Here is a 26,502-nt window from a genome sequence, read left to right as displayed (position 1 = left end):
TATGAAATTTTTATAATTTTAATAAAGGAATTTATCAGATTTTGAATGAAGTTAGATATTTTCCCATATTGATGCACTAATATAGTATTCTGTCAAGATAATTTAGATGCGTTTCCCCTGGGGATATAGTCCATAGGGTTGTAACCAGCAAATTGTAAAACTAGAACACAAGCCCAAGAATATTTACCAGATATAATCGCTTTGATTATTTGCTCTATTTGTTCAGTCTTGATTTTTTTGTGAACAGATGAATTATAATCGTTAAAATTTTGACTCATAATCTGCACTCCTGTTGGTAACAACAATCATCCAATTTTTTTGAAGACTTTCCTGATACCTATCAGCAAAGGCTTCTTTTTAAGACTACCGAAAATTACCCTCCTAATACATGAATTATTTTTTGATTAACTTGATGATTTTTTCGCTCTTATTTTTTACATTTAATTAACGTGTAAATTTAACGGGAATAATTATATAATATTTTTCTCTTTTTTTATGTTAATTTTTTTATTTTTTCAGTTGCGTGGCAAGCAAGGGGTTTAGAAATACTAAGCCCCTCCGGGATACTTTTCAGTTAAAAATCCCTACTGACTAATAAAGGAAAATGTAGAGTAAAATTTTAGATATTGATTTGCTACATCCAATTTAGAAAATTGAAGATCATTAGCAGTTCTATTTACAGGCTGTTCTAAAGTAGAAATAATGGCTTGTGAGAGATTTTTGACAGTATCACGTTCAACATCAAAATAACAACAGCTAGAACTACCAATTTCTCTAAATATGGGAATATCTGAGCAAACTACTTCACAAGAAAAATATAGAGCTTCTGCTAATGGTAAACAAAATCCTTCTTGAGATGAAGCGGCTACAAAAATTTCACATTTTTGATATAACCAACATAATTCATGGTCTTTAATTGCATGAATTAGCAGCACTTGATCTTGAAGAGATAGATGCTGAATTTGATTAACTAAACTCTCTGTTTCTGGTCCTGTACTACCAACAACTATTAGCTTAGTCTCATCTTTTAAATAACCATTTTTCTTTAAAAAAGAAAATGATTGAATTAACAAATCTATATTTTTATTTTTTCGATGTTGAGCGACACATAACAGAAAAGAATCATGATCACTAATATCTAAATTATGAGGTGGTTCAGCAACAATATTACTAAAATCCACGTAATTATAAATAACAGCAATGGGTTTGAGTGTTTGAGTTTTGGGAAAATAGGAATTAAGACTGCTTAAAGTAGATTTAGAAACACAGGTAAGACCATCACTATGTTCTATACATTGTTTTAAAAACAAGCGATTAAAGATCACATTTGGATATCCAAAAACCTCTGGTTTTTCATAAGGATACAAATCGTGAATTGTCGAAACAACAGGACAAGGAAAAAGTGGTCGTAAAAAAGGAAAAGGAAAAGATAAATGGACAATATCAGGACTAAACTGCTTTACCAACCTTGGTAAACCAAATAAAAACCAGATATTTCTTGCCAAGGAACTATTTTTAATATCTACAGTAATTAATTGAATTTTTGGGGAATGAAAAAATTGTTCAAAGTAATCTTTCTGCCATGTTCCGACAATTAAAGTCACCTTGCTAACCTCTGGAGTATCAGCCAAACATTGAGCTAGATTTGCAGCGTGTCGGCAAACACCCGTTGGTTTTGTTGGTCTGTGTAAAGCAGCAATTAATATGTGCATATTATGAAAATGGGAAAAATTAATTAGTTAAATTTAGGTTCAAAAAACTTGAGATATAACGTCAGTTTGTGATACCTTCTTGCTGGCAATCTCTAAATAAAGTTTGTGCAAACGCTCTCCCACAATCTGCCAACTGTAGTTTTCATTGACTAGTTTCCGACCTGCCTGACCCATACTCACTATTAGTTCTGGGTTTTGAACTAAATGAATCATTGCGGCCGCTAAATCACGGACAGCTTGATATGGTTCATTAGCAGTAATCTTAAAACCAGTTTCATCTGTAACTTGAACAGCAGGTCCCCCTAAATCTAAACAGATGATAGGACGACTTGCTGCCATTGCTTCCATACAGACCCACCCACCAGAATCATGTAAGCTGGGATGAACTAGCACATGACAATCTTTTAATAAATCTAAAGCCTTTTCACGAGGCAACCTACCCCAAAATTTAACTTTTTTAGCAATTCCTAAATCTGATGCCAAAGTTTGCAGGTGATGCCATTGGGGTCCATCTCCCACAATCCAGTATTCTGTATTCGGTAGATTTGCTTGAGCAAAGGCACGCAATCCTAAATGAAAGCCTTTCCAATGCAAAAGTCTACCCATGCTAATAAATTTTACTATTGGCTCATTAGGGATTTCATATTGATTTAGATGGTCTATGTCTGCCGCTGATAACCCTGATTCCGGCAAAATATGCACATGATTCACACCCATTTTATAGAGACACTGGGCTGTATCTTTAGTTGTGGCTCGGACTACAGCACTTCTTTGAGCAGTCAGACGGACAAAGGGGTCTTTTTCTCCTAGCCAGCGAGCGCCGCTACGAGCAATTTCGTAAATTTTGCCATTTAAGCTAAAATCTTGCCAAAAGCTTGCTGGTGCTGATTCTCCACCACCTACAGGACCCCAAACTAGGGGAATGGGCAGGAGTGAGAGGAAGCAAGGACTGGAATACTTAACAAAGGTAACATGATGGCTCAAGTCAAAGCCAATTTTCTGATGTAAGTCACGGGCGACAAAATAGGCTTGAATTTGCCAGAGGTAATAGTGAAACTGCATTCCCCCAGACTGTCCCCAGCGTCGGCTATCTTGCCAAAAGGGCAAAGTAAAGTAAACAAAGTGAAGATTGGGAATGGGGTGGCGTGCCAATTCTGCGTTAATAATATCCTGACTTTCATCGGGTCGGGTGAGTACCCAAACTTCATGGTATTTAGCAGCTTCGCGGGCAATATTCCAACCCACACCAGGTTCAGAACCCATACCAGGTTCGCAGGAGTAAGCAGATATTAAAATCTTCATAGGGAATTAGTAATTGGTAATTGGGAAATTCTTTCTCTCTCTTGCCTCTGTCGTATCTGTTTCTTCAGTTGTCGTTCTTGCCATGCTAGTCCTAAAATAAAGGCGATAGAAAGCATGAAGCCGGGTTCTTCCATTTGAGTAAAAATCAAACCCATGACGAGAACAGTTAGTAAAGTAACTTTTAAAGAATCATCTAGACCAAAATGTTGCCAAGCTAAGTAGGATAAAAATAGGTATGTACCTACACCCAAAAGTCCTAAATCTCCCCATATTCCAGCCCAACCAAAAATGGGCATGAAAAGAGTAGAACCCATACAAAGCCAAGAATTACCACAAAATTCCATTGCTTCCTGACTAATTGGATTGGTGGTAGCACCTAGTGGTCCGAGTATAGACCAATAATCTCTAAGAAACCATACTCCTAAACGGCTTACAGTATGTCCTGGACCAAGACCCAAGAACCAATCCAGAGGGGATTGATAATGAGATAAAATGGAACGCACCGAGTAGAATTTGGTATACCAAGCATAACCATCTGGTCCGTAAAGTTCCGGTCGCGCCCAAGCTGTAAATCCAGCAAATGCTTCTAGGTTTTGTACGCACCAAAGGAACCCGTATCCGAAGAGAGCGATCGCACTCAGCAATTTTATACTTTTACCAATATCATGGGAATTTGCTAAAACTAAAAGACCCCAGGCGATTAGATATGCAAGCAGAAGTTGTTTGGAATCAGAAAATAGAATCTGCCAAAAAGCAGCGATAATTACCGCGATTCTCATCCATAATGGAAAAGTTTTTTCATTAGTGAAGAAATATAAAGCAAAGGCAACTGATACCGAAGCCGATACATAATTCCCAGCCCCTGTAGGGAAAAAGACTCCACCACATCCGTCCGTTCCATTGAGTCCCTTCGCATAGAGTTTCCCTGCATCAATTAGGGGTTTTTGAACAGCAGCGAGAACAAAGTTAATCAAAACAGACCACATCAACCACTTTTTAAGGCGGGTAATGGATTTAAAAGACATGGGAATACAGACTATCGCTAACAGAAAAATGAAAGGTTCGCAAAGCATCATGAAAGAGACGACGGCATTAATTAAGCCTGTGTTATTCCATAATGCACTAGCTAAAACTGTGACCAGAAAAATCAAAAGTCCTAATACAAAAGAATAGGCAATATTAATTTGTTTGCGATCTTTTGCCCGACTGGTAAATAATACAACGCCTAAAACAAAGGGAACAACTGCGAAGTGAGCAAGGTTCAGGATTGAAGGAGCGCGAGTGATTGCACAAAAAATTCGGGAGTAGAAAACTACGGAAAAGGCAAGGATAATTAAGCTTGTATTATCAATCCATCCTTTCTTTTTTGGTTTCTTAGTTGTGGGTGAATGCAAATACATAATTTGCCTATTGTATGACTGGAGAATGTATATAGAATTTTTCCATTTGATGCAATAAAGAAAGCTTAGTGGGATAGAGAATAGTAACTAGATTAATATATGCGATCTAGTTATTTGTATTATTTGTAAAATGTTGTCAACATTCTGCATTATTCAAACTTTACTTTCCATTGAGTTCTATTTTGAAAATCCTCTATATTTTTGATGCCAAAAAGATTTTCTAAACCAGATAAAGGCACATATTGATTACTCACAGGTACAAGTTCTTTTGCTTCATCCTTTCTCTGAAAAAGTCTAAACCCAGATTTCTCAACCAATGTCAGGACATCTGAAGATTGATATCCAAAATTCTCGTAGTTTTTGGGACACACTTCAAAGTAAATGCAGTTTACTTTTTCAAGAGTTTCCTGAGCAGCTTCAAGAACATATTTTTCATACCCCTCAACATCTAACTTCAAAAGAGAAATGTTACTAATCTCCATTAAATAATTATCTAGGGATACAATGGGAACTTCGATGCTATTTTCAGATGTACTTGAAACTTGGTTTATTTCGTCTGTAAACTTATTGGTAAAGTAAATATATCCATCGCTATTTCCCACAGCACAATTGTTAATTTTCACGTCACCCAACTTATTTAAATCTACATTTTCTCGAAGATATGAATATGTCTTAGGATGAGGCTCAAAGGCTATTGCCTTACCACTTTTTCCAATACATTTAGCTGCTGGTATCAAAGTAGTTCCAATATTTGCTCCTATATCTATATATGTGTCACCCTCTTTTAAGAAACTGGAAATAAACTCATAATCTTTACTTCCAACAGTTGGTTTGTACCAATAAAGACTACTAAGGCCAGTTGGATTAAAAAAAATTTCATAGTCCTGAACCTGAAACCTAATTCTAAATAGCCTCGCAAGCCCAGATCTGCCAATGAAACCTGCCATTAAGCGACGTATTGGACGCTCGTCTTGAAGTATTTCCAAAATTTTTCTTCCTATGGTCATCTGTTTTTCTCCAATCAACTTATTCATGTGCAAATCTAAAATTTTTAGATGTGGATTCAATAGATAAATAAACCTTTTATATTACTCTTCCGCAATAGAAAATTTACCTATTTGAAAATATATCTAATCTACTCGTTCAAAACTACTTCATTAGCCAACTCTTCTTTCATTAATTCTCTACTAATATTCCGCTTCATTTTTGTAAGTAAAGATATTCCTCCATTGCTCGTGCAGCAATCTTTTGCCAGTGCAAATTCTCTAAAATGTACTGTCTTCCTCTCAATCCCATTTCTTTCCATTCAGAACGACGAGCAAGTAATGACAAAATTCCTGATTTGATTGCTTGTGGTTCTGACTTGACGACAACACCACAGTCACTTGCCTCAACATACGGTGCTATGCCGGCAATATCTGAAACCACCAAAACTCGACCTGCCAACATTGCTTCCATTGCAGATAAACTGAATCCTTCAAAGCGGGATACAATGCAGAAGACATCGTAGGGAGCAATAATGGCTGATGGGGACAGATTGTAATCAGGTTCGAGAAAAGTAATCTGCTGAGATAAGCCGAGTTGCTGTGCTTGCTGTTTAAGAGTTTCGCGATCGCCCCAGTCTGGTCCTTGAATTGTTAGTTTCCATTCTGGAACTTCGGTAAGTTGGGCAAAAGCATTGAGTAAGATATCAAGTCCTTTGTTATAGGCATCTAAACGCCCCAAAAACAAAAACTTAGGCACATCATCCGCATTCCAACTCAGAGTAGATTCTGGATGAACATCAGCTAGTGAAAAACCGTTAGGCACTTCAATAATGGGTGTTTTGATATTAAGCCGATGCAGCCATTCACCATGACGTTTATCTAAAAGCTGCACTGCACAAGCTTGGTTCAACATGGGACGCTCTAGAAGATACCAGTATACCCACTTTATGTAGGCATTTTTATGAAAAATTGTCGGATGGTAAGGATCATGAGGTGCGACTACATAGGGTAAAGAGTGTCTTTTTAGAAATCGCGATAATATATAAACACTGCGATGAAAAATGCCATTGAGAATAAAAAGACTTTGTTGGGAATTGAGGGAAATGTACTGTTGCAAACTGGAGGAAACTTTGAAGGATGGTTTGGTACTCTCACTTGCAAATGATGCAATCTGATATCCCATTTGCGCTTGACATACATCATCCTTACGTGTACCTTCACAAAGGACTGTTACATCAGATCCACAAGCTGTCAAGCCAGCAGCAAGACCATGAACAGCCTTACTAGTGCCATCATTTAAACTATGATCATGAGACGGAAAATGTTTTAGATAAAGGTATATTTTCATGAAGTTAAACCTCTGCCTTCCATCCTTGTAAAATTCCTTGAAAAACTGCCCAACAAAGCTGTTGTTGCTCTGGACGTTGCTGAATTAATCCCAATAATGATTTTGTTAAAGGTTTGATACATTGATAGGCAAAAAACCAAAGTGGGGCATTTGATTTACGTAAAACTCTGCCTTTACCTATGGCATAATGATAGGGCTTGATTACATCTAATTTGCTGCTTTGATTAGTATAAATTGGACCAGGATGATGTATTACCAGATTGGGATCATAGTAAATATGACAACCAATATTCAGCGCACGCAACATATAATCTGTGATTTCCCCAGCCCAGCATGGACTACCTGATCCTGGTCCGAAAGATTCATCTAATTCACCGATTTTTAGAACTAGGTCACGGCGAAAAAATACGGAATATTCGATTCCTCGCTTCCAAACATTAAATTGATTTACCGTCCCTGGGTGTCGATCCCAATAACTTTCTCCGGCAGAAGAACCTGACACTACATCCCATTCAGAATTATTCTTAAAATAACTGTTTACTTGTGCCAACAAATCTTCAGGATACCAGCAGTCATCATCTGGAAAGCCGATAATATCTCCTTTTGCTTCTCTTAGACCTAGATTTCGCGATCGCGATGCACCAGGAACAGAAGAACGCAAATGACGAATCGTAAAGTGATTTTGATAGGTTTCTATAACCCTACGTAAGCGATTATCTGAGTTTTGATCAACAATAATCAATTCAAAATCTTGATAGGTTTGAGCGTCTAGCTTTGCTAAAAAACGGCTAATTTCTTGATCTCTATTGATCGTAGCCATGACCAGTGAAAACCGCATATAACCTCTTTAGTTAGCCTTGGTGTGTAATATTTTCATAAATTTCGGCAACCTGCTTGGCTGTTTTTTCCCAGCTAAAACACCTTGCTCTTAATAGCCCTTGGTCTACTAAATGCTGGTGATAGAGAGGATCTTGCTTAATTCGCTGGGCTGCTTCTAGCATTGCTTCAATGTTCATCGGGTTAACTAAGATAGCCGCACCTTTACTAACTTCTGGTAAAGAAGAAATGTTTGAAGTAATTACGGGTAATCCGCAAGCCATTGCTTCTAGAACCGTCAAACCAAAACCTTCATAAAGAGATGGTGCTAAGAGAACATCGGCTGCATTGTAAACTTGAAGCAGAATATTTTTATCAGCAATACCAAAATCAAGAATGTCTTGATCAAGATTATGTTCTTTGATAAAGGCTGTTTGCTCTGCCATAAATTTGCCTCCTGAGCGCCAAAGACGCACTGATATTCCTCTCTGTTTTAGAGTTTTTAGCACTTTCAACACAGTAATAATGTTCTTTCGTTGGTGAGTTGAACCAACATTAAGTAAACAGATTTCTTCAGGTAATCTCTGATATTTTTGCCGAAAATATTTTATTTCTTCTGATGGTAATGGCTGAAACGATGCTTCAACTCCGTTGGGAACTACCACAATTTTATCTAATGCAATACCCAACCTTTCATGAGCATCCTTAGCTGTATTTGAGGAAACAGCAATGACACAATCAACATAACACATTCCTTTAACTGAAAATTGCCAAGATGCCATACTGAAAGCGGGAAAACGGGATTGTCCTTTGAGAATTTCTGGATAGACAAATTGCACTAAGTCGTGACAGGTAATAATAATAGGTTTGCCTTTCTTTTTCAACCAATAGGCAACATGAGCATTGGTATGATCAATAATGTGATAAATGTCTCCTTCTACCTGACAAACTTGTTGGGGATGATGCCAATAGCGTTCGTAATACTTGCGGATACCAGTGCCAGAGTGCCACAGGTTTTCTTGGCTTTTGCTCCAAGGATGGGGTGCAACCTCGACAATTTCCCAATTTGGACGGATTGCCTTTAATTCGGTAACTAAATTGTCAGCATAGACATCCATACTCAGAGCAACACCAGGTTCTCTGCGAACAATCACTAACCGCATTGCATATCTCCAAATAAATTGATTTGATATCTCCACACAAGCAATGCCTATCTATTAGGCAAAGATTGAAAATTTTCGACGAGTTCCCAATCTTTGTCTAGTTTCAATTGCAACTTGATAACTCTTCTCCTGTAAATCTCCAATGCGCTCAAGATTATATTCCTGTAAAATTCGCTCACGAGCAGCTATTCCAATCTGAAAGCGTAGTTCTGGATTCTGCAACAGTTCGATCGTAGATTGAGTAATTTGTTGTGGGGAATTTGGTGTTACTAATCTTCCGCAAGCATCAGTGTTGATCATTTCAACCATACCGCTAGTAACACTGCCAATCACAGCACAACCAGCAGCCATTGCCTCTAAGCAAACTAAAGGGAAGTTATCAAACAAACTGGGAAAAATGCATACATCTGTCTGACTAAGCATGAATGGGATTTGAGTGTTGGGAACGGGTCCAATGAATTCGAGTGAGTGGCAATAAGGATGTAAAAGTTTTTCAAGATACTGCTGCATATTTTGCTTAGGATTAGGTGATTGCATTGCTTGTCCAACAAAACGAAATTTTGCATCCGGGCAATGTTTTAGGATATCTGGAATTGCTTGAGCAAGTTCGAGTACACCTTTTCTAATTTCCAAGCGCCCAACAAATGTGACAACCTGACTGGCTTTTTGTTCAATGGGAATACTTAGCGTCTCAGGAGAGGGAATATATGGAAGTGGAAAGATGTGTACTTTTTGGCGATCTAGTTTCCATTGCTTAATCAACAATTCACCAATCAGATTTGAGGGGGCAGCAATTACATCAGCATCATGAGCATGGCTCTTCTCAATGTTCTCAATCGAATGGGGATTAAGCCATTGATGGCAGGCACCAAGCTTCGCTCTGAGCTTGGGGAGAAACTCCGTTATGGTCGCTGCTTGAACCTGACGGAAAATTCCATTAGGAGTGTGAAGCTTGACGACTAGGGGAAGCTCAGGAACAAGGTGGATTCCTCCAGCCGCTTCAGCACCAAAGTCGGGTCCTTCTAAGACATCAAATTGAACTAAAGCATGATGTTTGGCAAAAACTGGAGCAATTTCGTGAGGAAATAGCTTTCTATTCTGAACTTGAATCCGATGAATCCTGACACCACTTGCTTCAATTTCCACACCTGAGCGATGGTGACTTGCTGTAAAAACTTCTACCAGATTTCCTCTGTTTTGCAACATATTGGCGGCTTGCCCCACATAGGTGGCAATCCCCCCACCTCCAGTATCTGGCGGGTAATCGTAGCTAATGAATGCAATCTTCATCTCTAAGCCTCTACTAAATTTCCAATAAATCAACTATTTTTGTGGATTTCAAATTTCTCGATATTTTTGATGCCAATAAATTTTCAAAACCTTGCAGTTTGAATTTTTCGAGGTGTCCTTAAATTCAATTTTCAACAAAGAAGATTCTTATCTATCAGATCAAGTAAGCGAGAAGATTTGTTTGTTGTAAATTTTCTAGCAAAGAAAAAGTCATAGTAACTAAAAGCTCCGCGGATTAATGATGTATCCATTAGGTTGCACAATTCTTTAGACATTCGCTGTTCGGTTGGTTTTCTATTTAAAGACAAGTCCTCAAGAAACTCATAATCATCTTCAGCAAAAATTCTCCCCTCAAAGTTTAGCGTAATATTTGAAACTTCGTGAGGCCACCTAATTTCATCTCGAAACCCTCCTGCTTTTTCCAGAAAAGGAGAGTTAGCTACAACTGTATGGAAAAAATGTTCATCAGGTGCGTGAGCATATTTATAAAAATTTATAAAAACTGGATTTTCTTCTAGATATTGCAAAATGAAAGCTGCACATTCAGGAGTAATTGCCCACCATTGGCTACCCCAAACTATTGAAACATTGTTTAGAGGCTTTTTTGTCACTCCTAAATGGAATATTTTTTGTAATACTCGTCTAAAGAATCTATCATTATAAAAAGGTTGGAAAGGTTCCATAAACCAGTAGTTAGTGAGTCGTTCTTTTGAGGGGAATGGTGATTCATTGAGGTCAGTAAGCTTAATAAATTCTCTATCAGGATTACTTTGCAAAAAATCATAGAATGTGGATACAGGTTTAATCGGATAATCAGAACCAGAGAGCAGCACCAAATGTGAAAAATTTTCTTTGGCAGCCAATGCAGCTTTAATAAGAGTCAAAGTTGCTTTGATCATTGTAATCCCTCCCCAATAGACTTTTATTCTCTCGGAAATAAAATCTACTGACTTCATTTCAGCAATATGTATATAGCTATCAATGTTTGTTTTTTGGTCTAAATGGATAAAAATATGAGCATTATAATCAATAGATTTGACTAATCTTTCCAAGTGAATTGGATCATGATGAGCTAACACTAAGTAGGCTATCTTAACCATGAGAGAAACTCCTTAACTGACAAAAATGCCAATTTAAATTTGAAAAATAACAGATTCTAATGATAGCTATCTTCAACGCCTTGTTTGATTCGTTCTATCACTTTCAAAAAAGCTTTGACTTCGCAGTAGATATCTTGTCCGTAAAAGACTTCTTTCGACTTTGTGCTGTACTGCTTGCGAGTCTCAATATCAATCATTTCTAGCATCCTGTCTGCTAAGACATCAGAATTACCACAAGGATAGACCAGACCATTGTAACAATGCCGAACTGTATCGTTATACCCCCAATTACCACAGCGATCGCTCAAAATAGGTGGACAACCTGAGACCATTGCTTCTGAAACTACAAGGGGATGAGGATCGATCCAAGATGTGACTACAAAAACATCCATCGCTGCATAGTAAAGCGGAATTTTGGTTTGATTCACAAAACCAAGGTTGATAACCTCTCCATTGCGAAGTTGACTAAGACGTTGATTAATCTCGGATTCTAAGTCACCTCCACCAATCATGATTCCTCTGACACGCGGATCACGTTGATGTGCTTTTTCTATAGCTTCAATAAATTCAAAGGGATTTTTCCGCTCTATATATTTACCTGCAAAACCATAGATTAAAGTATCCTCATTCCAACTAAGGTCTCGGCGAATTTTCCGAATTTCGTCTTGGTTTTGCCTAATTGATTGCTCAAATCGTTCACCATCTACGGGGTGACACCCACGGACAATTTTTTCGTCTGCAACACCATAATGACGCAGGTGGATTTCATTATGGTCGCCGCATGAAAGCCAATAATCTGCTAAGTTAAGCATCCAGGGGTAAAGAATCGCCATCATAATTTGCCGCGAGCGACTATAGCGACAATCGGACATGATGGTTGCATCGTTCTGCATGATTAAAGGAATGCCACGAAGTTTACACAGCAGAGCAGTTAATCGGTAAGAGTAATTAACAAAACTCTGCATAAAAATGGCATCTAAGTTATCTAGAGTGAGACTATTGAACAACTCTGGGCTGATAGCGTTCTTTTTTTGTTCGGATGGTACTCTTCCAGAAAAATCTTTGAGGTAATCATACTCGTAGCCACTCAATAAGTCAACATCCCAAGGTTGAGAATTTCCACCCAGTAGAACGTCACCACTCGCTTGGTTTTCATTGCACAGATAAAATACTTTGACTGAAAGACCCGCTTGTTCATTGAGCTTTTTCCATAGAGGACCGTGATGTTGAGTTGGATGGGTAAAAACAACGCCTAAACGAAATGGAGTCTTCATAAATCTGAATCTTTGATCAATAATTATTGGCGGCTTATTTAACTAATGTGCGAATTTTAATTAATATCCGATCAATTGTTTTTGGACGAAGGTGGGGAGCATATAACCAGGTAAAACCCAATTTTGCTAGTGGAACTGGCATCAGTCCAACCCAGAGAAAAAAGATGCTATAAATACATCGTTTCTGCCAGTTAAAGTCAGAATATTTCCAGAGAGACCGAAACCCCCAATAAATAAGTTGAAGTGAATTATCTGAAACAACAGGATGGACTTGAGGTTCTAGACGCAGCGATGCTAAACGTGACCACAAACGACCCAGGGATCTCTTTTCCAAGTCATTAGGAACTTCTAGACCGAACTCCTTAGCGCGTTGTAGCAGCAGAGAAAAGTTTTGCAAGTCATGTTGCACAAATCGGCGAAATCGGCTGCCGGAAACTGATGTCAACGCCCATTGGTTACTGTTGTGAATGCGATATAACCCAAGTGGTTCTTCAATGCCCACAACCTCACCATAAAATGGTGTTGAGATCATCAAATAGTCATCTGCTGTGGTCTTATAGTCATCGGGAATTGGGAAAACATTAGTTAGAGCAGTTCGACTGTAAGCATTACCACTCATGGGCGTACTTGTATAGCCACTGGTTTGGAGCAAATGTCGCCATACCTCTCCAGAAGATAACTTCGCTTCAGTCGTAGGAATGTAATATCCTAATGGTTGCTTTTCGGTATCTACGACTTGTAAGCGGTAGTGAACTTTGCCAACTCCCGGTTTCCATGCCTCTACAACCTGCTCAACTGCATTAGGCAAGAGACAGTCATCAGAATCAAGAAAAAGGATAATATCACCATGACTGGATGCAAAGCCACTATTTAGAGCCGCAGCTTGTTTACCGTTTTCTTGAAAGATGGGAATGATGCAATCGCCATATCCATCAATAATATTACGGGAATTGTCAGTTGAACCATCATCAACAACAATAATTTCAGTATGAGGATAGGTTTGGTTAATGGCGCTATTGATTGCTTCTGACAGAAAGCGATCATAATTGTAGTTGTTGATGATGATACTTACAATCAAATTCTTATCCATAACTGTAATGCTTATTAATTAATATTGCGGTGAATATGAGAAACATCTAAGAATTTTGAGAGGAGTAGTTACTTTTAAGTTGAGATAGTGATGAAATTAATTAACTATTTGAGTGAAGGACAAGCCTAAACGGATTGGTTTAGGAAGGTAAGTAATACTCAGCCTTAGTACAGCTTTCCAGGACAGAAATAAGCGTAATGATTCTTTAAATAATTGGCGAGCTTTTTGAATATCGTTAAATTCCAATCTGGCCCTACCACACCTATACAACATATATGCTAACTGCTGTTCAATAAACTTTTGCCATTCAGGAAAGTAATTCGCTTGCAGCAAACTACGGTATATGAAAACTTCTGGCTCAAATTTATCAGCAGCCAGTCTAAGCGTTTCCATCTGGGGATGTGTTCTATAACGAGTTAAACGTTCCGCAACATAGTAAAATGGCTGACCACTAACTGCGAGTAAACAAGTAATCCAGAAATCATAAGCTCCAGAAACATTAGTAACGAGTAAATCGGTATCTAGAAACTCTTTTCGGAAAACAGATGCCTGTACAAGGGGAATTGTTTTGTTGAGCGCGAGATCGGTTGTGTTTCTTAACTCACCTTCAGAAAGTTTATCTCTTTTGAATATCTTTGTATTTCTATCGGTTTGTTGCATATCAATTTTGCCATCTTGAAGCATGATCCAATGATCGCTAAATGCTAATACGCGTCCAGAATCTTGCTCTAATGGCAATACTAGTCGAAACAAGAAATTAGGTTCCCAATAATCATCATCATTGAGAATAGCCACATATTTCCCTCTTGCTTGCAATATGGCAACACGGAGATTTAATGCTACACCAAGTCTCCGCTTGTTAGACCGATAACGAACTCGATCAGGTCTACTAACTGATTCGCAAATAGTTTTTGCAGCTTCGCTATCTGCATCGTCTGTAACAATAATTTCATAGGACTCAAATGTTTGTGCTAAAACGCTCTCAATAGCCTCTCGGATAAATTCAACTCGTTTAAAAACAGTGACAATGATTGTTACCAGGGGTTCCATATTACTTAATCCTCTTATTATAGAGTCTTATTTTGTTTGGCAAAGGTATTGTTGAAGGAAAACCAAGAGTTTTTTAGCCGCCCGAAAAAAGTGATTTAGATATTGCCGAAGACTTAAGGATGGGATGTTTAGGTAATCCAATCCAACCAGGTGGAAGAAAGTCAGATAAAATAGATTGTTGATTATTCCAGGGTTCGGGGCGAACTATCAACTTATCTTTATGCTCTGATAACCAAGCACCCCACCAACTAAAGGTGCTGTTTGCAATCACAAAATGCTTACATTGACTCATTAAATACAAGGATTTTGCAGGTGTAAATCCTTCCACATAAATAACTTGACACGGAGATAATTTTTAAATCGGATGAAAAATGACATAATTTCTTATCTTTCTACAATCACTTCCTGGTAACTGCCTGATTTGAGAATTCGACCCTGTTCAAGTTGATAAATACAATCGCAATGCTCAATTGTGGAAAGACGGTGAGCAATAATAATGATTGTCTTACTACCAGCTAAAGCTTTTGTTGCTTCAGTAATCAGATGTTCTGTTTCAGTATCTAAAGCGGCGGTGGCTTCATCAAAAACCAGTATTTCTCTTTCGTGATAAAGCACCCTCGCAATGCCAACTCTTTGGCGTTGTCCTCCTGATAAAAGAACTCCCCGTTCACCAATAATAGTTTTCACTCCATCTGGAAGTTGTTTGACTACTTCGCTAAGTTGAGCCATTGCAATTGCTTTCTTTAATTTATTTTTGTCAATTAAATGATCAGCAACTCCATAAGCAATATTTCGCTCAAGGGTATCGTCAATCAAAAATATAGATTGGGGAACATAGCCAAGCATATTCTGCCAGGAGCGTAAATCGCTATAAACTGAAACTCCGTCAACTTTGATATCTCCAAATTGAGGGATAAAAAGACCGAGAATAACATCAACCAAAGTGGTTTTACCAGCACCAGATTTACCAATTAGTCCAATAGACTCTCCCTTGCGAATAGATAGGGAAATATCTTCTAGTACATTTCTGTCAGTGTTAGGATATTGAAAAGTGAGTCCATCTAAAATAACTTTATCAGCAAACCGAAATGTTTGCTGCCCTTTTGGCAATAATTTGTTAGAAACTCTAGCAGAATCAAAGTTACTTATCAGCTTTTCTTTTTCCAATTCTTTAAGGTCAAAGAATAGCTGATCAAGAGAATAACTGTTACCTCTAATTACATTAATGCCAGAGATTAAATTTCCAACTGCTGGTAGCAGACGAACCGAAGCGAGCGCAAAAATTCCTAAAACCCCAGTCAGATTTTGCGTTTTATCTTGATTTAAGGTGATAAATAAAAATGTAAAGCCTATTAAGAAGCTCATCATTAATGGCTCAAGTACAAAGCGGGGAAGATTACCATAGGATGAAGCTAAAGTGTTACTTTTGGCATAAATTTTTGATTGCTCCTCCATCTGATCCTCAAAATAGGATTCGCAACCAATAATACGAGTTTCTTTCAATCCCCCTAATCCATGATTTGTAATCCGAATCATCTCCCCATAAGCATGAAACCCCTCTTTACTCCAACGAGCTAAACGGTCTTTCATTGGATGCAACAATCCAAAAGAAATAAGTAGCAGCACCGCAATAAGAATTAAAGCGATCGCATTAGTTTTGATTAAAAGCAGCATTAATGCCAGGACGATTACAGTATTAGAGATAAATGTCAAAGATGTAGATACTACACCAATAGAAACGGCATCTGTTGTGTTAGTGATATTCTGAATAAGTGTTGCTGAATTAATCTGTAGGTGGTAGCCATAAGGAGCTTCGATATATGATTTTAGGAGTTTACAAGATAGTTCTCTTTTTAAACTAGAGCTAAATTTGAACACTGCTTTTTGAGCATTAAAAGCCAAGAATGCTTTTAGATAAAAGGCAATAATAACTACAGATCCTAGAATGATCAAAAATTGCTGCTCAGAGTTAAAATGCAACTGTTTGTAAATTAAATCTAACCAGTAAATACTTTTGATTGCATCTGGACTGACAGCGATCGCAATAAATGGAGAAATCATTCCAGTTCCAAAAACTTCTAAGCCAGAAACAAGGATGAATAGGAAAAGCATCGCTATCAGCGACTTATGATTTCCTTTTGTGATATATAACAGCTTGGAGAGAAAATGAGTCATTAGTGCTTAATACCTGATGAATTTGATTTATAAAAAGAGGTATCTAAAATTAGGTTATTCAGAAAATTGGGGAATCTTTCTTTATGATTTATAGAACCTATTTGGTATCTTTTACGATGTAGAGAAATCAAACCAAAAGGTGAGGTAAATATGCTCAAGTAGCTTGACGGATGAAGAGTGGTTAATCATAGAACCGCCATTGCCAAAGAAAAAGCTGACTCGTCCGCAGACATGGACTAAACGAGAAATCTTAAAATCTTAGATGGTATTTTCTATCAACTCAGAACCGGATGTAATTGGGGAGACTTACCCAAAGATATGCCTTTCTACTTAATTATGTACGTGTACAGACTAAAGGATTTTGTTTTTATATGTGTACCAAATGGTCGCGCAATTCTCTGATAGCAGAACGGCAAAGCCTAAGAATTTTTTTAGGTACTTGCCTATAATCTTCACCATGGCTGTGAATTAACAAAAGATAGTGGTATATTAAGAAGACTTTTATTTGTTTTGAGTTAGCTGCACTATAAACAACGTTCTTGATTGATCTTAAAGTAGCTTGTCTTAGCCTTGATTGACTTATAGTGGCAGATTTATTAATTATTTTCCAAAACTCATAGGTTTGCTGATGGATTCGTGTCATACCCTTGGGCGTGTTGCATAAGTTCGAGTATACACCTCCTTGATGAATGCGATAAACACTCATTATCTCATTGAGATATCTTATCTTTCCGTGTTGTGCTGCGATTAGGTATAGTCCATAATCTCCAAAAGGAAGAGAAGCAAACCAATCAGGCAGATTTTGAATCAAATTTGTCTTGATTACAACTGAAGCAGTTGCAATATAGTTGATTCCTTTAAGGAGGTTATCCAAAGTGCTAACTTCTGGGGTTAAATCATCACTATTTAGTCGATTTTTTTCGGGATAATACTCATTAATAACTGCGGCGTTATGAAAGCAAATGGCAAAGTCAGGGTTAGCTTCCAAAAAATCAACTTGTTTTTGCAGTTTAAGAGGATCTGTCCAATAGTCATCACCGTCACAGAGGGCAATATACTTAGATTTGGGAGTGGTAATTAAGTCAATACAATTTTGTGCTGCTCCTACATTTTTTTCTTGTAAAATTAGTTTTATCAAGTCAGGGTATTTATTCTTGTACTCTAATAAAATTTCTCTTGTACCATCTGTCGAAAAATCATCTGCGATAATTATCTCCCATGCAAAATCAACTTTTTGCACAAGAAACCCATCAATTGCTTGTTTTATGAAATTCACATGATTGTATGTTGTCGAACAAACTGATAGTAAAGGAACGTCCATCTTATTTACCCTTTTCACACATTAGAAAAATACTTGAGCATAAATCAGGATATTGTTGTCCCAGTTGATAACACCCTTCCACATATTCTGGGGAAATTATATCTGTACTTAATAATCTATCCCATTAAAAATTGGCAAGTGCTTTAAAAAATATTCCAGAGCGGTGAATTAAAATATCAATAGCTTCATTTGAGGCTTCAACACAGGTAATATCTTTAAAAAGAGTTAACAATCTCCTTCTAAAATCTCCTTTAAAACTTCCTAATTCCATTATATTGCCTAAACGAAAAAATGGAGTAAATGACTTAATCATGAAAGGATGAATTACATCTAAATCGAAATCATAAATATATTTGTGATTAGATGTGTCTTTCCATTCTTGGTTGTAATCTCTGTTTGTAATCATAGTTTTAAACTCCGGTGATTATTAATCTTGTCCTGGACGATAAAAACGATTTTCCGGTTTTTGATACCACTCATCAAGTGTTGATGGAGTTCGAGAAAAGAAACCTATTAATTGTTGTAACCGAGAACTCATTTTTTCTAATTTATCATACCCTACAGCCCTTGGGTAATCTAACTGTTGTTTCATAAATGGTTTTGTCAAAGTTATAGTTATTGCTCTTCTTGCCTGATCAGTTTTGTTAATCCCTGCTGCGTGCCATAAATTTGAATTAAAAAATAAAATATCTCCTTTTTTGCCTAAAGCTCTATCCGATATATCATAAAATTCTTTTTCAGTTGGTTTTTCGTCCTGCTTATGAGATCCAGCTAACAGATAAGTAGCTCCGTTCTCCAAAGTAAAATCATCCAGCATGATTAACAAATTAAGCATCAATGGAAATTCACCTGAAAAAAATCGGACATCTCTATGAATATTTGCTACATAAGACGGCTTTTCAGGTAGATTTATAACACCTCCATAGCTATTAAGAATAAAATTGCCATTGAAATAATCTTTAATAAAATTAAATATTTCTGATTGGCATATTTTATCAATCACTTTTATATAAACCATGTCATGAGATGCAATTAAATGATGAACTGTTCCATCTGTAACAGCATCTATGCCATTTTTAATCTGAATCTTTCTACACAAATCATAACTTCTTGCAAGAGAGAGATTAATTTTATCAACAAACTTATCATCGAAGACAGAATCTATGATAGTAAATCCGTATTCTAGTAAACTATTTTTATGGCTGTTCATGATTATTTGCTCCATATATGTCCATGAATTCCTCTCTTAAAATACCTAAAAATATTTTATCAACAAATTCACCATTCCTAAAGTACCAATTTCTTAAAACACCTTCTTTTTTCCATCTACATTTATTCATGAATAGATTCAAAGATGGCTGATTATTGGCAATAATAGTTGTTTCTAATCTATTTAATCTTAATTCATTAAAGGCATAATTCATTATAGCCACAACTACATTATAACCGTATCCTTTACCCCGATAGTTTTTATCCAATAATAAACCATGTTCAGCATTACCATCCTTATAATTGATATTAATCAGATTTGCCATTCCCATTGGAACATTATTTTCATTGAGAATGATAAATCTTTGATTGTTAGAATTACATGAAAGAGATTTATACCAAGTTTGTTGATCATTCATACTAGTTGGAAAATGCCAACCTCCAAGCATATATTGAATTTCTGGATCATTTGCCCATACTTGAAGTTGTTTTAAGTCTTCTGCTTCTATAGCTATTAATATAACCTTTTCACCGTGAATGTTCATTCAATTCTACCTTTAATATTGTTCAAATATAATCGTTACTATTTTGCTTAAATCATCTTCAGCATATCTTTGATCTATTGGTAGATGAATTATATTAGTAGTAAATTTATATTCAATATTATCTTCATCAACCCAATCCAAAACATTAGACCAATATTGTGCTGTATATACTCTATTTTCAATCAAGATTTTCCTAATAGTTAAATCATCTGTATAAAATGGATAAACCATAGGAACTTGATCCAAATTGAGTTTAAAATCTATTTTATTTAAATCTTTTAGAGCAATATATAAATAATTATAATTGTCTCTCCTACAAGCAGCAACATCTTGATAGTCTATTGAACTCAGCATTCTTTGAGTCAACTTTGACATCCTCAAAATAGGCATATTAGACAATGATTTATCATTGTTTATAAAGAATGAATAACCATTTTCCGCATTCATATCAATCCTACGAAGTAGGTGTGCAAACCTTTCATAAGAAATATCTTGTTCCAATTCTCTTTGAATAATCTTAGTAGTGTATAAATATGCTCCATCAGCAACACCAAAAAACTTTCGAGGTGAATAAAATGTATCAGTATCTTCTAAAGGTTCTGCATAAAAGGCTTGGGCATTATCTATGATTAAATTAGCACACCTCATTTTTAACGTATAGATAAAGTCATCTTTAAGCCCAAAGTAGTTAGTATATAAAAAACATTCGTCTTCTTTAATTAATGAAAAGTCAAATATGGGTTCAAATTTTTCATTAATGAAATAGAATTCATGTAATAAACCTAATTTTCTTACCGGCTCTACTAGAGCCTCGCAAGTGTAATAAGGTAAATATATTTTCTTGTAAAATCCTGAGATTAAGATATATTCTAAGGCATTTCTTCCAGTATTTAAACGGATAGCTTCAGAATGATATTCATTTTTCTTATCAAGTTCCAAGCCAAAATATCCACCTATTGCATTCATATTAATTCATACTCCTGTAGCATTTCTCTTGTTTTCTCAACTGAATTAAACATTAAAACATCAATAATTGAAAGCCAAGGAACAAACTGATTTTTAAATTGTTTGTATTCCACTAATTTGGGTTTGATAAAAGATAATGTTATACCATTTTCTTTAAATACATCTTTTGAGTATAATGTCTCTCCTCCAATTGAATTTATGTAATGTTTCGAGTCTAAGCATTTATTTATAGCAATAACTCGTTCTTCTCCTTTCAATGTATTATCTTTATCAATTCCTGAAGAAATATAAAACTGTGTACCTATATCTAAATAATTGCAAATCAGTATTAAGCTTTGTGTGATCATATCTGATACATTCAGTTCGCCAGTAAATAGTATACACTCCAATAATTTTTTGGTATTTGAGTAAAAGGGAGCTTTTGAGTAAGCAGAGTCAACCATTTTAAAGAATTTTTCTTTCTCCTTATCAAACTTATTTGTAAAATATCTCTGATTGATGTTCAAAAAAGTGGAGTCGTTATTGATGCTAAATGCAAATAGATGGGCTTGCGAGTTTAAGAGAATTCTGTTTCTATTTATCCATCCACCTTTTATGTACTGTACATCATCATAGATGATAAACTTTTCTACTGTGTTTATAAGTTGAAAATATCCAAAGTACGGAAAAAGATATGGTTGCATTATTGCCAGTTTCATAATTGTTCAGAACCTCTATTTGTCTCTTTGATTTCGTTTGCAACTACAATTTGAATAATTTGACATATTTTACTAATATCATCTTCTGAAATCGCTGTTCCTGTCGGCAAAATCAGAACCCTTTGCGCTAATTTCTCTGTCTCAGGTAGCAGCAAACCCGCATGAGGAAAATAAGAGCGATATGGTTCCATGCGATGACAACCAGGATAAAAATATCTCCTAGCAATCACATTCTCAGCATGAAGAATCTTAATTAATAAGTCTCGACTAACCTGAGTCTTCTCCTCATCTATATCCAAGATAATATATTGATAGTTATGCTTCTCAGATTCATTGACTGGAAATAATGATATTTCTGGAATGTTAGCTAAACCCTCTTGATAATAATGATAATTACGGCGATTGACCTCAATAAACTCTTCCATATTTTCTAAAGAAGTCAACCCCATAGCGGCTGATACTTCGGACATTTTACCATTAGTACCTAAGTAAATGACCTTATCAAAATCAGAAAAACCAAAGTTTTTCATCAACCGCAATTTTTGATTTAACTGATCATCATTGGTGACTATTGCACCTCCTTCAAAGGTATTGATAAATTTAGTAGCATGAAAGCTAAATACCTCAGCATTACCAAAATTACCAATCATTTTTCCTTGATGAGAACAGCCAAAAGCATGGGAAGCATCAAACATTAGTTTGAGTTGGTGCTTGTCAGCAATTTCGGTCAAAGATTCAACGTCACAAGGCTGTCCCCAAACATGGACACCCATAATCCCTGATGTATGCGGTGTAATTAAAGACTCTACTTTCTCCGGATCAAGGGTATGGGTTTTAGGGTCAACATCACAAAAAATCGGTGTAATCTCTTGCCATTGTAAAGCATGGGCTGTGGCAATAAAGGTAAAAGAAGGAATAATTACCTCTTCCTTTAACTCTAAGGCACGAATGACCAACTCTAGGGCGATAGTACCGTTACAAACAGCGATACAGTGCTTAACTCCTAAATAATCAGCAATCCGCTGTTCAAAGTCTTGCACAAATACCCCATTGTTAGATAACCATCGGCGATCTAACATATCATTAATCCTGTTGAGAAGAATATCTCGATTTCCAATATTTGGACGACCTACAAATAGTTTTTCTTTAAATTTTGGCTCTCCACCAAAATATGCAAGTTCAGAAAGTTGATTTATCATTGGATTTATTCTCAGGAAGATAAGTAAATTAGGGTACTTTAATAGTCAGATCACTTCTCAACTACGTAAAGAACTGATCTAGGATGTATCCCATGCTTGTCAAAAGTTTCATAACCAAAAAAGTTAACATCTAGTTGATGAACTAAAAACCCTGTTTTTTTGCACCTACATTTTTTAAAACTAGACTATGTTGTAAATTAGCATTGTTGCATGGTTTATTGTAGACAAATTGGCAGAAGGTTTGTAGGCTTGCGAATCAATACTTGTCGGTTAAGCTCAAAACGATAATAATATATTTACCAAATTGAAAGCTTCAAGATATTTGCCAAATTGTCCACTTTAACCCATGAAACAGTGTTACTTTACAACTTAATCAACTGTTTAAGTTGTTGAAGTCAAATCATGTCCAAATATTCTGATTATTTTATCAATACCTGTGCAATTTTTTTGTGGGTTGGGTTTTACTTTGCTCAACCCATAAATTAAGGCTTTTTTGAATTTGGCAAAGATATTGAATTAAATTAGAAATTATCTAAGGTTTGAGATGAGAAAAAAACGCTATTCTCTGCAAAATTTAGCTCAAATAAATGAACAGCAACGTCAATCTAAGCCTTTGATTTATAAAGTTCCATCTGAAGAAGGTAATGAAGGTGGATTGAACTTAGGTGAAGTATTAGCAGTTATTCGGCGCAGAATACCAATAATTATCATTGGCACAACTACCATTGCGGCTGCGGCGATAGGATTGGCTTTGACTAGCACTCCCACTTATGTCGGTAAATTTGAACTTTTAACTGAGCCGATAACTGCTGAAGATAAAGTTGCACGAGACGATAGATCAAAAAGAGATGAGACTGCTCATAAAATTGATGAAACTAAGTTGAAGATTTTACAAAGTCCTAAATTGATGTCTCCTCTCACTCAAAAAGTGCAAAAGCATTACCCAGGTAGCAGCGCACCTCAACTCAATATCAACCTCCTACCCAATACTCAAATTTTAGAAGTTAGTTATCAAGATAGCAACCCTAAAAAAGTTTTGTTTGTATTAAATCAAGCATCTGAATCATACTTAAAATACAGTTTAGACGAACGCCAAACAGAAACTAAATTGGCAATTAATTTTGTGGAAAAGCAATTGCCGCAACTATTACAGAATGTGGAAACCCTCCAATCAAAACTACAAAACTTTCGGCAAAAATATGGCATTATTAATGCTGAAATTCAAGGACAGCAACTTGCTAATCAATTTGATCAAATTGTCCAAAAACGGGTAGATAATGAAATACAATTGACTAGAACTCAAGCACTTTATAATAGTCTGCAAGAACAGTTGCAATTAAAAAGTCATGAAGCAGAGGCTATTTCAGCCTTGAGTGAGTCTCCTGATTATCAGAAGCTATTGAGCCAACTTCAAGATATAGAAGCTACAATCGCCATAAAATCATCTCAATATACAGAAAATAGCCCAAATATTCAAACCCTGCTCATTCAAAAACAAAATTTATTGGCTTTAATTATCAGGGAAAGATTGCAGATTTTGGGCATAAAATTTGCAAATACAACTATGAATTCTTTGTATTCAGCCCCACCAAATTCGGCTCGTTTGCGAGAAATTCAAAAATTCCTCGATACGACTAAGCAAATTCAATTATTAAAAACCCAAATCCAATCTCTTAGTCAAGTTGAAAGTTCTTTGCAAGAGCAGGTTAGACAGTTTCCGGCTCTTATTCGTGAAAAAGATGATTTAGAAAGACAATTAAAAATTGCTGTTGATAACCTCAATCACTTTTTAACTGAGCGGGAAAGATTACGCATAGATTCAGCCCAAAAGCAGATACCTTGGCAGATACTTACTCCTCCTAGTCAGCCGGAGAATCTTGCACCGAGTCCCATCCGAAATTTAATTTTAGGAATAGCTTTGGGGTCATTATTAAGTACGGGATTTGCCTTATTTATAGACAAGCTTAATAACGTTTTTTATAATATTGAAGAAGTGAAAGATAAAACTAAACTACCAATATTAGGGAACATTCCTCATATTAAGTTTGCTAAAAGTGGTCAGCCTTTTCAAAACCATAATACCTCCAACTTTTGGGAATCTTTTCGCTCTGTTTACACAAATATTTCTCTGCTCAATGGTGATAATAATATCCGCTCTCTAGCAATTATTTCAGGTGATGCTGGAGATGGCAAATCAACAATTGCTTTTTACTTAGCTCAGACAGCAGCAGCTATGGGTAAACGGGTGTTACTGGTGGATGCAAATCTGCGTAATCCTAGTATTCATAAAATGTTGGACTTACCGAATAAAGAAGGATTAAGCAACATTATTACTGAAGGTTTAAATTTTGAAAATGTTATCCACAAAAACATTAGCGGTATCAGAGAAAAAAATTATGACCCTAAGAAAAGAACTGTAAAAAATACAGGAAAATTATCTTTAGAGCATAATTTGTCTATCTTAACTACTGGTCAAATTACCACAAATCCGACAATTTTACTTTCATCACCTCAGATCCAAGATTTGACAGAACAATTTAAGCAAAATTTTGACTTAATTATCTATGATACATCAAATCTATTAGGTTTTGCAGATACTAGTATCCTGATGAAACATACAGATGTAAGTATTTTAGCTGTAAAAATAGGTGAAACAAAATGTTCTGTTTTAACCAAAGTATTAGAACAATTAAATTTCTCTTTTACTCCTATTTTGGGAGCAATTACTATTGATTCATAAGGTTGAAGAAGGAGTCAGGAGTCAGTAGCCAGGAGTCAGAATCAATCAGTCGAGGATTCAAACCTGCGACTGATTAAAGACCACCAAATCGTAGATTTGGTGGGGGGTCTTAAACCCAGTTATTCATCCGCCACTCGCACAGAATTCATTCTGACTCCTGACTCCTGAATTCTGTTCGATAAAATGCGAAATTACTATTACTAGAAAGTAACTCGCATAATTGTCTAATAGCCTTGATTTTTTAAACATTCTGTGCAGATTTTTGTGAACACAAGAATATCAAAAATATATGCTAACCGTAAACAAACAAAGTCAAATTCAAGATGTCAGTCCATATCTCAACCTGGAAACTCCAACAATTGATATAATTGGCTCTCCTGTGACTGCGTTACCTTTTGAGGTACAAATAAACATCATTTTAGAATGGGCTATGAGCAAAGTCAGCAAAGTTATTTGCGTAGCTAATACTCATATGCTAGTAGAATCTTATTGGCATTCTGAATTTTCCTCTGTTTTAAAGAATGCAGATATTGTTACTCCCGATGGTATGCCGCTGGTATGGATGCTGAAACTAATGGGTGCAGGTACTCAAAACCGCGTTGCTGGTTTGGACATTCTGTTATCTTTATGTAAATTAGCCCCACTCAGAGACATTCCGCTTTTTTTCCTAGGTGCTGATACAGTAACTCTAGAGAAGATGCGAAAGAACTTAATGGATCTTTTTCCGAACCTGAAAATTGCTGGTATGGAGCCTTTACCATTTCGTCCACTCACATCTACAGAGGATGAAGCTATGATCAAAAGAATTCATGATAGTGGTGCAGCCATAGTTTTATTGGCTTTAGGATGTCCAAAACAAGAGTTGTGGATGAATCAACATAAAGATAAAATTCAGGCTGTAATGATTGGTTTAGGGGGAGCATTTCCTGTTTTTGCTCAGAGTCAGAAAAGAGCGCCCTATTGGGTTCGTCATTTAGGTGGGGAGTGGTTATATCGTCTGACTCAAGAACCATCCAGACTATTTAAAAGATATATGACAACTATCCCAGCTTTTATCTGGTTAGCTTGCAAGCAAATCTTGAATTTGACTCTACTTCAATACTTAAGGTTATAGCAAC

Annotated in this window: 24 protein-coding genes; 2 read left to right on the top strand and 22 right to left on the bottom strand. The window is 36.2% G+C overall.

Annotated features, from left to right (window positions below; translation table 11 throughout):
- Positions 1 to 92 precede the first annotated feature (92 nt).
- The 22 genes from FJR09_RS23685 to FJR09_RS23580 all read right to left on the bottom strand — a co-directional run bounded on the left by FJR09_RS23685 (position 93) and on the right by FJR09_RS23580 (position 22,644).
- Positions 93 to 278, bottom strand: coding sequence for a HetP family heterocyst commitment protein (locus tag FJR09_RS23685; RefSeq protein WP_168654208.1), 186 nt, complete (start codon positions 276 to 278; stop codon positions 93 to 95).
- A 306-nt stretch (positions 279 to 584) separates the two neighbouring features.
- Complete coding sequence (locus FJR09_RS23680; protein WP_015081000.1) at positions 585 to 1,712, bottom strand: glycosyltransferase family 1 protein; 1,128 nt, start codon at positions 1,710 to 1,712, stop codon at positions 585 to 587.
- A gap of 39 nt (positions 1,713 to 1,751) precedes the next feature.
- Complete coding sequence (locus FJR09_RS23675) at positions 1,752 to 3,014, bottom strand: glycosyltransferase family 4 protein (protein ID WP_015080999.1); 1,263 nt, start codon at positions 3,012 to 3,014, stop codon at positions 1,752 to 1,754.
- On the bottom strand, positions 3,011 to 4,414 hold the full coding sequence (locus FJR09_RS23670; RefSeq protein WP_015080998.1) for a hypothetical protein: 1,404 nt from the start codon (positions 4,412 to 4,414) through the stop codon (positions 3,011 to 3,013). The genes FJR09_RS23675 and FJR09_RS23670 overlap by 4 nt, the downstream gene beginning before the upstream one ends.
- A 149-nt stretch (positions 4,415 to 4,563) precedes the next feature.
- Positions 4,564 to 5,421, bottom strand: a complete 858-nt coding sequence (locus FJR09_RS23665; protein WP_217361138.1) for an FkbM family methyltransferase — start codon at positions 5,419 to 5,421, stop codon at positions 4,564 to 4,566.
- Positions 5,422 to 5,614: 193 nt separating this feature from the next.
- Positions 5,615 to 6,748: a glycosyltransferase gene (locus FJR09_RS23660; protein ID WP_015080996.1), complete on the bottom strand. Its 1,134-nt coding sequence runs from the start codon at positions 6,746 to 6,748 to the stop codon at positions 5,615 to 5,617.
- Between the two features lie 4 nt (positions 6,749 to 6,752).
- The gene (locus tag FJR09_RS23655) at positions 6,753 to 7,568 is read right to left on the bottom strand and encodes a glycosyltransferase family A protein (RefSeq protein ID WP_158310540.1); all 816 of its coding nucleotides are present in this window, start codon (positions 7,566 to 7,568) and stop codon (positions 6,753 to 6,755) included.
- 31 nt (positions 7,569 to 7,599) lie between these two features.
- Entirely contained in the window at positions 7,600 to 8,727 is a 1,128-nt protein-coding gene (locus FJR09_RS23650; protein WP_015080994.1) for a glycosyltransferase family 1 protein, read from the bottom strand.
- Positions 8,728 to 8,781: 54 nt separating this feature from the next.
- Complete coding sequence (locus tag FJR09_RS23645) at positions 8,782 to 10,017, bottom strand: glycosyltransferase family 4 protein (RefSeq protein ID WP_015080993.1); 1,236 nt, start codon at positions 10,015 to 10,017, stop codon at positions 8,782 to 8,784.
- A gap of 131 nt (positions 10,018 to 10,148) precedes the next feature.
- On the bottom strand, positions 10,149 to 11,117 hold the full coding sequence (locus FJR09_RS23640; RefSeq protein ID WP_168652505.1) for a beta-1,6-N-acetylglucosaminyltransferase: 969 nt from the start codon (positions 11,115 to 11,117) through the stop codon (positions 10,149 to 10,151).
- 56 nt (positions 11,118 to 11,173) lie between these two features.
- Complete coding sequence (locus tag FJR09_RS23635) at positions 11,174 to 12,391, bottom strand: glycosyltransferase family 4 protein (protein ID WP_168651926.1); 1,218 nt, start codon at positions 12,389 to 12,391, stop codon at positions 11,174 to 11,176.
- A 34-nt stretch (positions 12,392 to 12,425) separates the two neighbouring features.
- The gene (locus FJR09_RS23630; protein WP_015080990.1) at positions 12,426 to 13,481 is read right to left on the bottom strand and encodes a glycosyltransferase family 2 protein; all 1,056 of its coding nucleotides are present in this window, start codon (positions 13,479 to 13,481) and stop codon (positions 12,426 to 12,428) included.
- A 96-nt stretch (positions 13,482 to 13,577) separates the two neighbouring features.
- Positions 13,578 to 14,531, bottom strand: coding sequence for a glycosyltransferase family 2 protein (locus FJR09_RS23625; protein ID WP_015080989.1), 954 nt, complete (start codon positions 14,529 to 14,531; stop codon positions 13,578 to 13,580).
- Positions 14,532 to 14,604: 73 nt separating this feature from the next.
- Positions 14,605 to 14,859 (bottom strand): alpha-1,2-fucosyltransferase, encoded by a 255-nt coding sequence (locus FJR09_RS23620; RefSeq protein ID WP_015080988.1) that lies wholly within the window; start codon positions 14,857 to 14,859, stop codon positions 14,605 to 14,607.
- A gap of 56 nt (positions 14,860 to 14,915) precedes the next feature.
- The gene (locus FJR09_RS23615) at positions 14,916 to 16,706 is read right to left on the bottom strand and encodes an ABC transporter ATP-binding protein (protein ID WP_015080987.1); all 1,791 of its coding nucleotides are present in this window, start codon (positions 16,704 to 16,706) and stop codon (positions 14,916 to 14,918) included.
- A gap of 367 nt (positions 16,707 to 17,073) precedes the next feature.
- The gene (locus FJR09_RS23610) at positions 17,074 to 18,027 is read right to left on the bottom strand and encodes a glycosyltransferase (RefSeq protein ID WP_168652504.1); all 954 of its coding nucleotides are present in this window, start codon (positions 18,025 to 18,027) and stop codon (positions 17,074 to 17,076) included.
- Between the two features lie 124 nt (positions 18,028 to 18,151).
- On the bottom strand, positions 18,152 to 18,433 hold the full coding sequence (locus FJR09_RS23605; RefSeq protein WP_051155199.1) for a hypothetical protein: 282 nt from the start codon (positions 18,431 to 18,433) through the stop codon (positions 18,152 to 18,154).
- 21 nt (positions 18,434 to 18,454) lie between these two features.
- Entirely contained in the window at positions 18,455 to 19,237 is a 783-nt protein-coding gene (locus FJR09_RS23600) for a phytanoyl-CoA dioxygenase family protein (RefSeq protein WP_041458100.1), read from the bottom strand.
- Positions 19,224 to 19,781, bottom strand: a complete 558-nt coding sequence (locus tag FJR09_RS23595) for a GNAT family N-acetyltransferase (protein ID WP_168652503.1) — start codon at positions 19,779 to 19,781, stop codon at positions 19,224 to 19,226. Before FJR09_RS23595 ends, FJR09_RS23600 begins: the two co-directional genes overlap by 14 nt.
- A gap of 12 nt (positions 19,782 to 19,793) precedes the next feature.
- Entirely contained in the window at positions 19,794 to 20,747 is a 954-nt protein-coding gene (locus FJR09_RS23590; RefSeq protein ID WP_168652502.1) for a hypothetical protein, read from the bottom strand.
- Entirely contained in the window at positions 20,744 to 21,445 is a 702-nt protein-coding gene (locus FJR09_RS23585; protein WP_168652501.1) for a WbqC family protein, read from the bottom strand. Before FJR09_RS23585 ends, FJR09_RS23590 begins: the two co-directional genes overlap by 4 nt.
- Positions 21,442 to 22,644, bottom strand: coding sequence for a DegT/DnrJ/EryC1/StrS aminotransferase family protein (locus FJR09_RS23580; protein WP_168652500.1), 1,203 nt, complete (start codon positions 22,642 to 22,644; stop codon positions 21,442 to 21,444). The genes FJR09_RS23585 and FJR09_RS23580 overlap by 4 nt, the downstream gene beginning before the upstream one ends.
- A gap of 544 nt (positions 22,645 to 23,188) precedes the next feature.
- On the opposite strand from FJR09_RS23580, the gene FJR09_RS23575 reads away from it, so the two are divergent.
- Together FJR09_RS23575 and FJR09_RS23570 are read left to right on the top strand one after the other, a co-directional pair.
- On the top strand, positions 23,189 to 25,384 hold the full coding sequence (locus FJR09_RS23575) for a tyrosine-protein kinase domain-containing protein (RefSeq protein WP_168652499.1): 2,196 nt from the start codon (positions 23,189 to 23,191) through the stop codon (positions 25,382 to 25,384).
- A 289-nt stretch (positions 25,385 to 25,673) separates the two neighbouring features.
- Positions 25,674 to 26,498 (top strand): WecB/TagA/CpsF family glycosyltransferase, encoded by an 825-nt coding sequence (locus FJR09_RS23570; protein ID WP_174782860.1) that lies wholly within the window; start codon positions 25,674 to 25,676, stop codon positions 26,496 to 26,498.
- The last annotated feature ends 4 nt before the right edge of the window (positions 26,499 to 26,502 follow it).

It is taken from the genome of Dolichospermum sp. UHCC 0406 (genome assembly GCF_009712025.1).
GTDB lineage: Bacteria > Cyanobacteriota > Cyanobacteriia > Cyanobacteriales > Nostocaceae > Dolichospermum > Dolichospermum lemmermannii.
The sequence above is the reverse complement of the archived record's forward strand: the minus strand, read 5'-3'. Positions and strand labels throughout refer to the sequence as shown.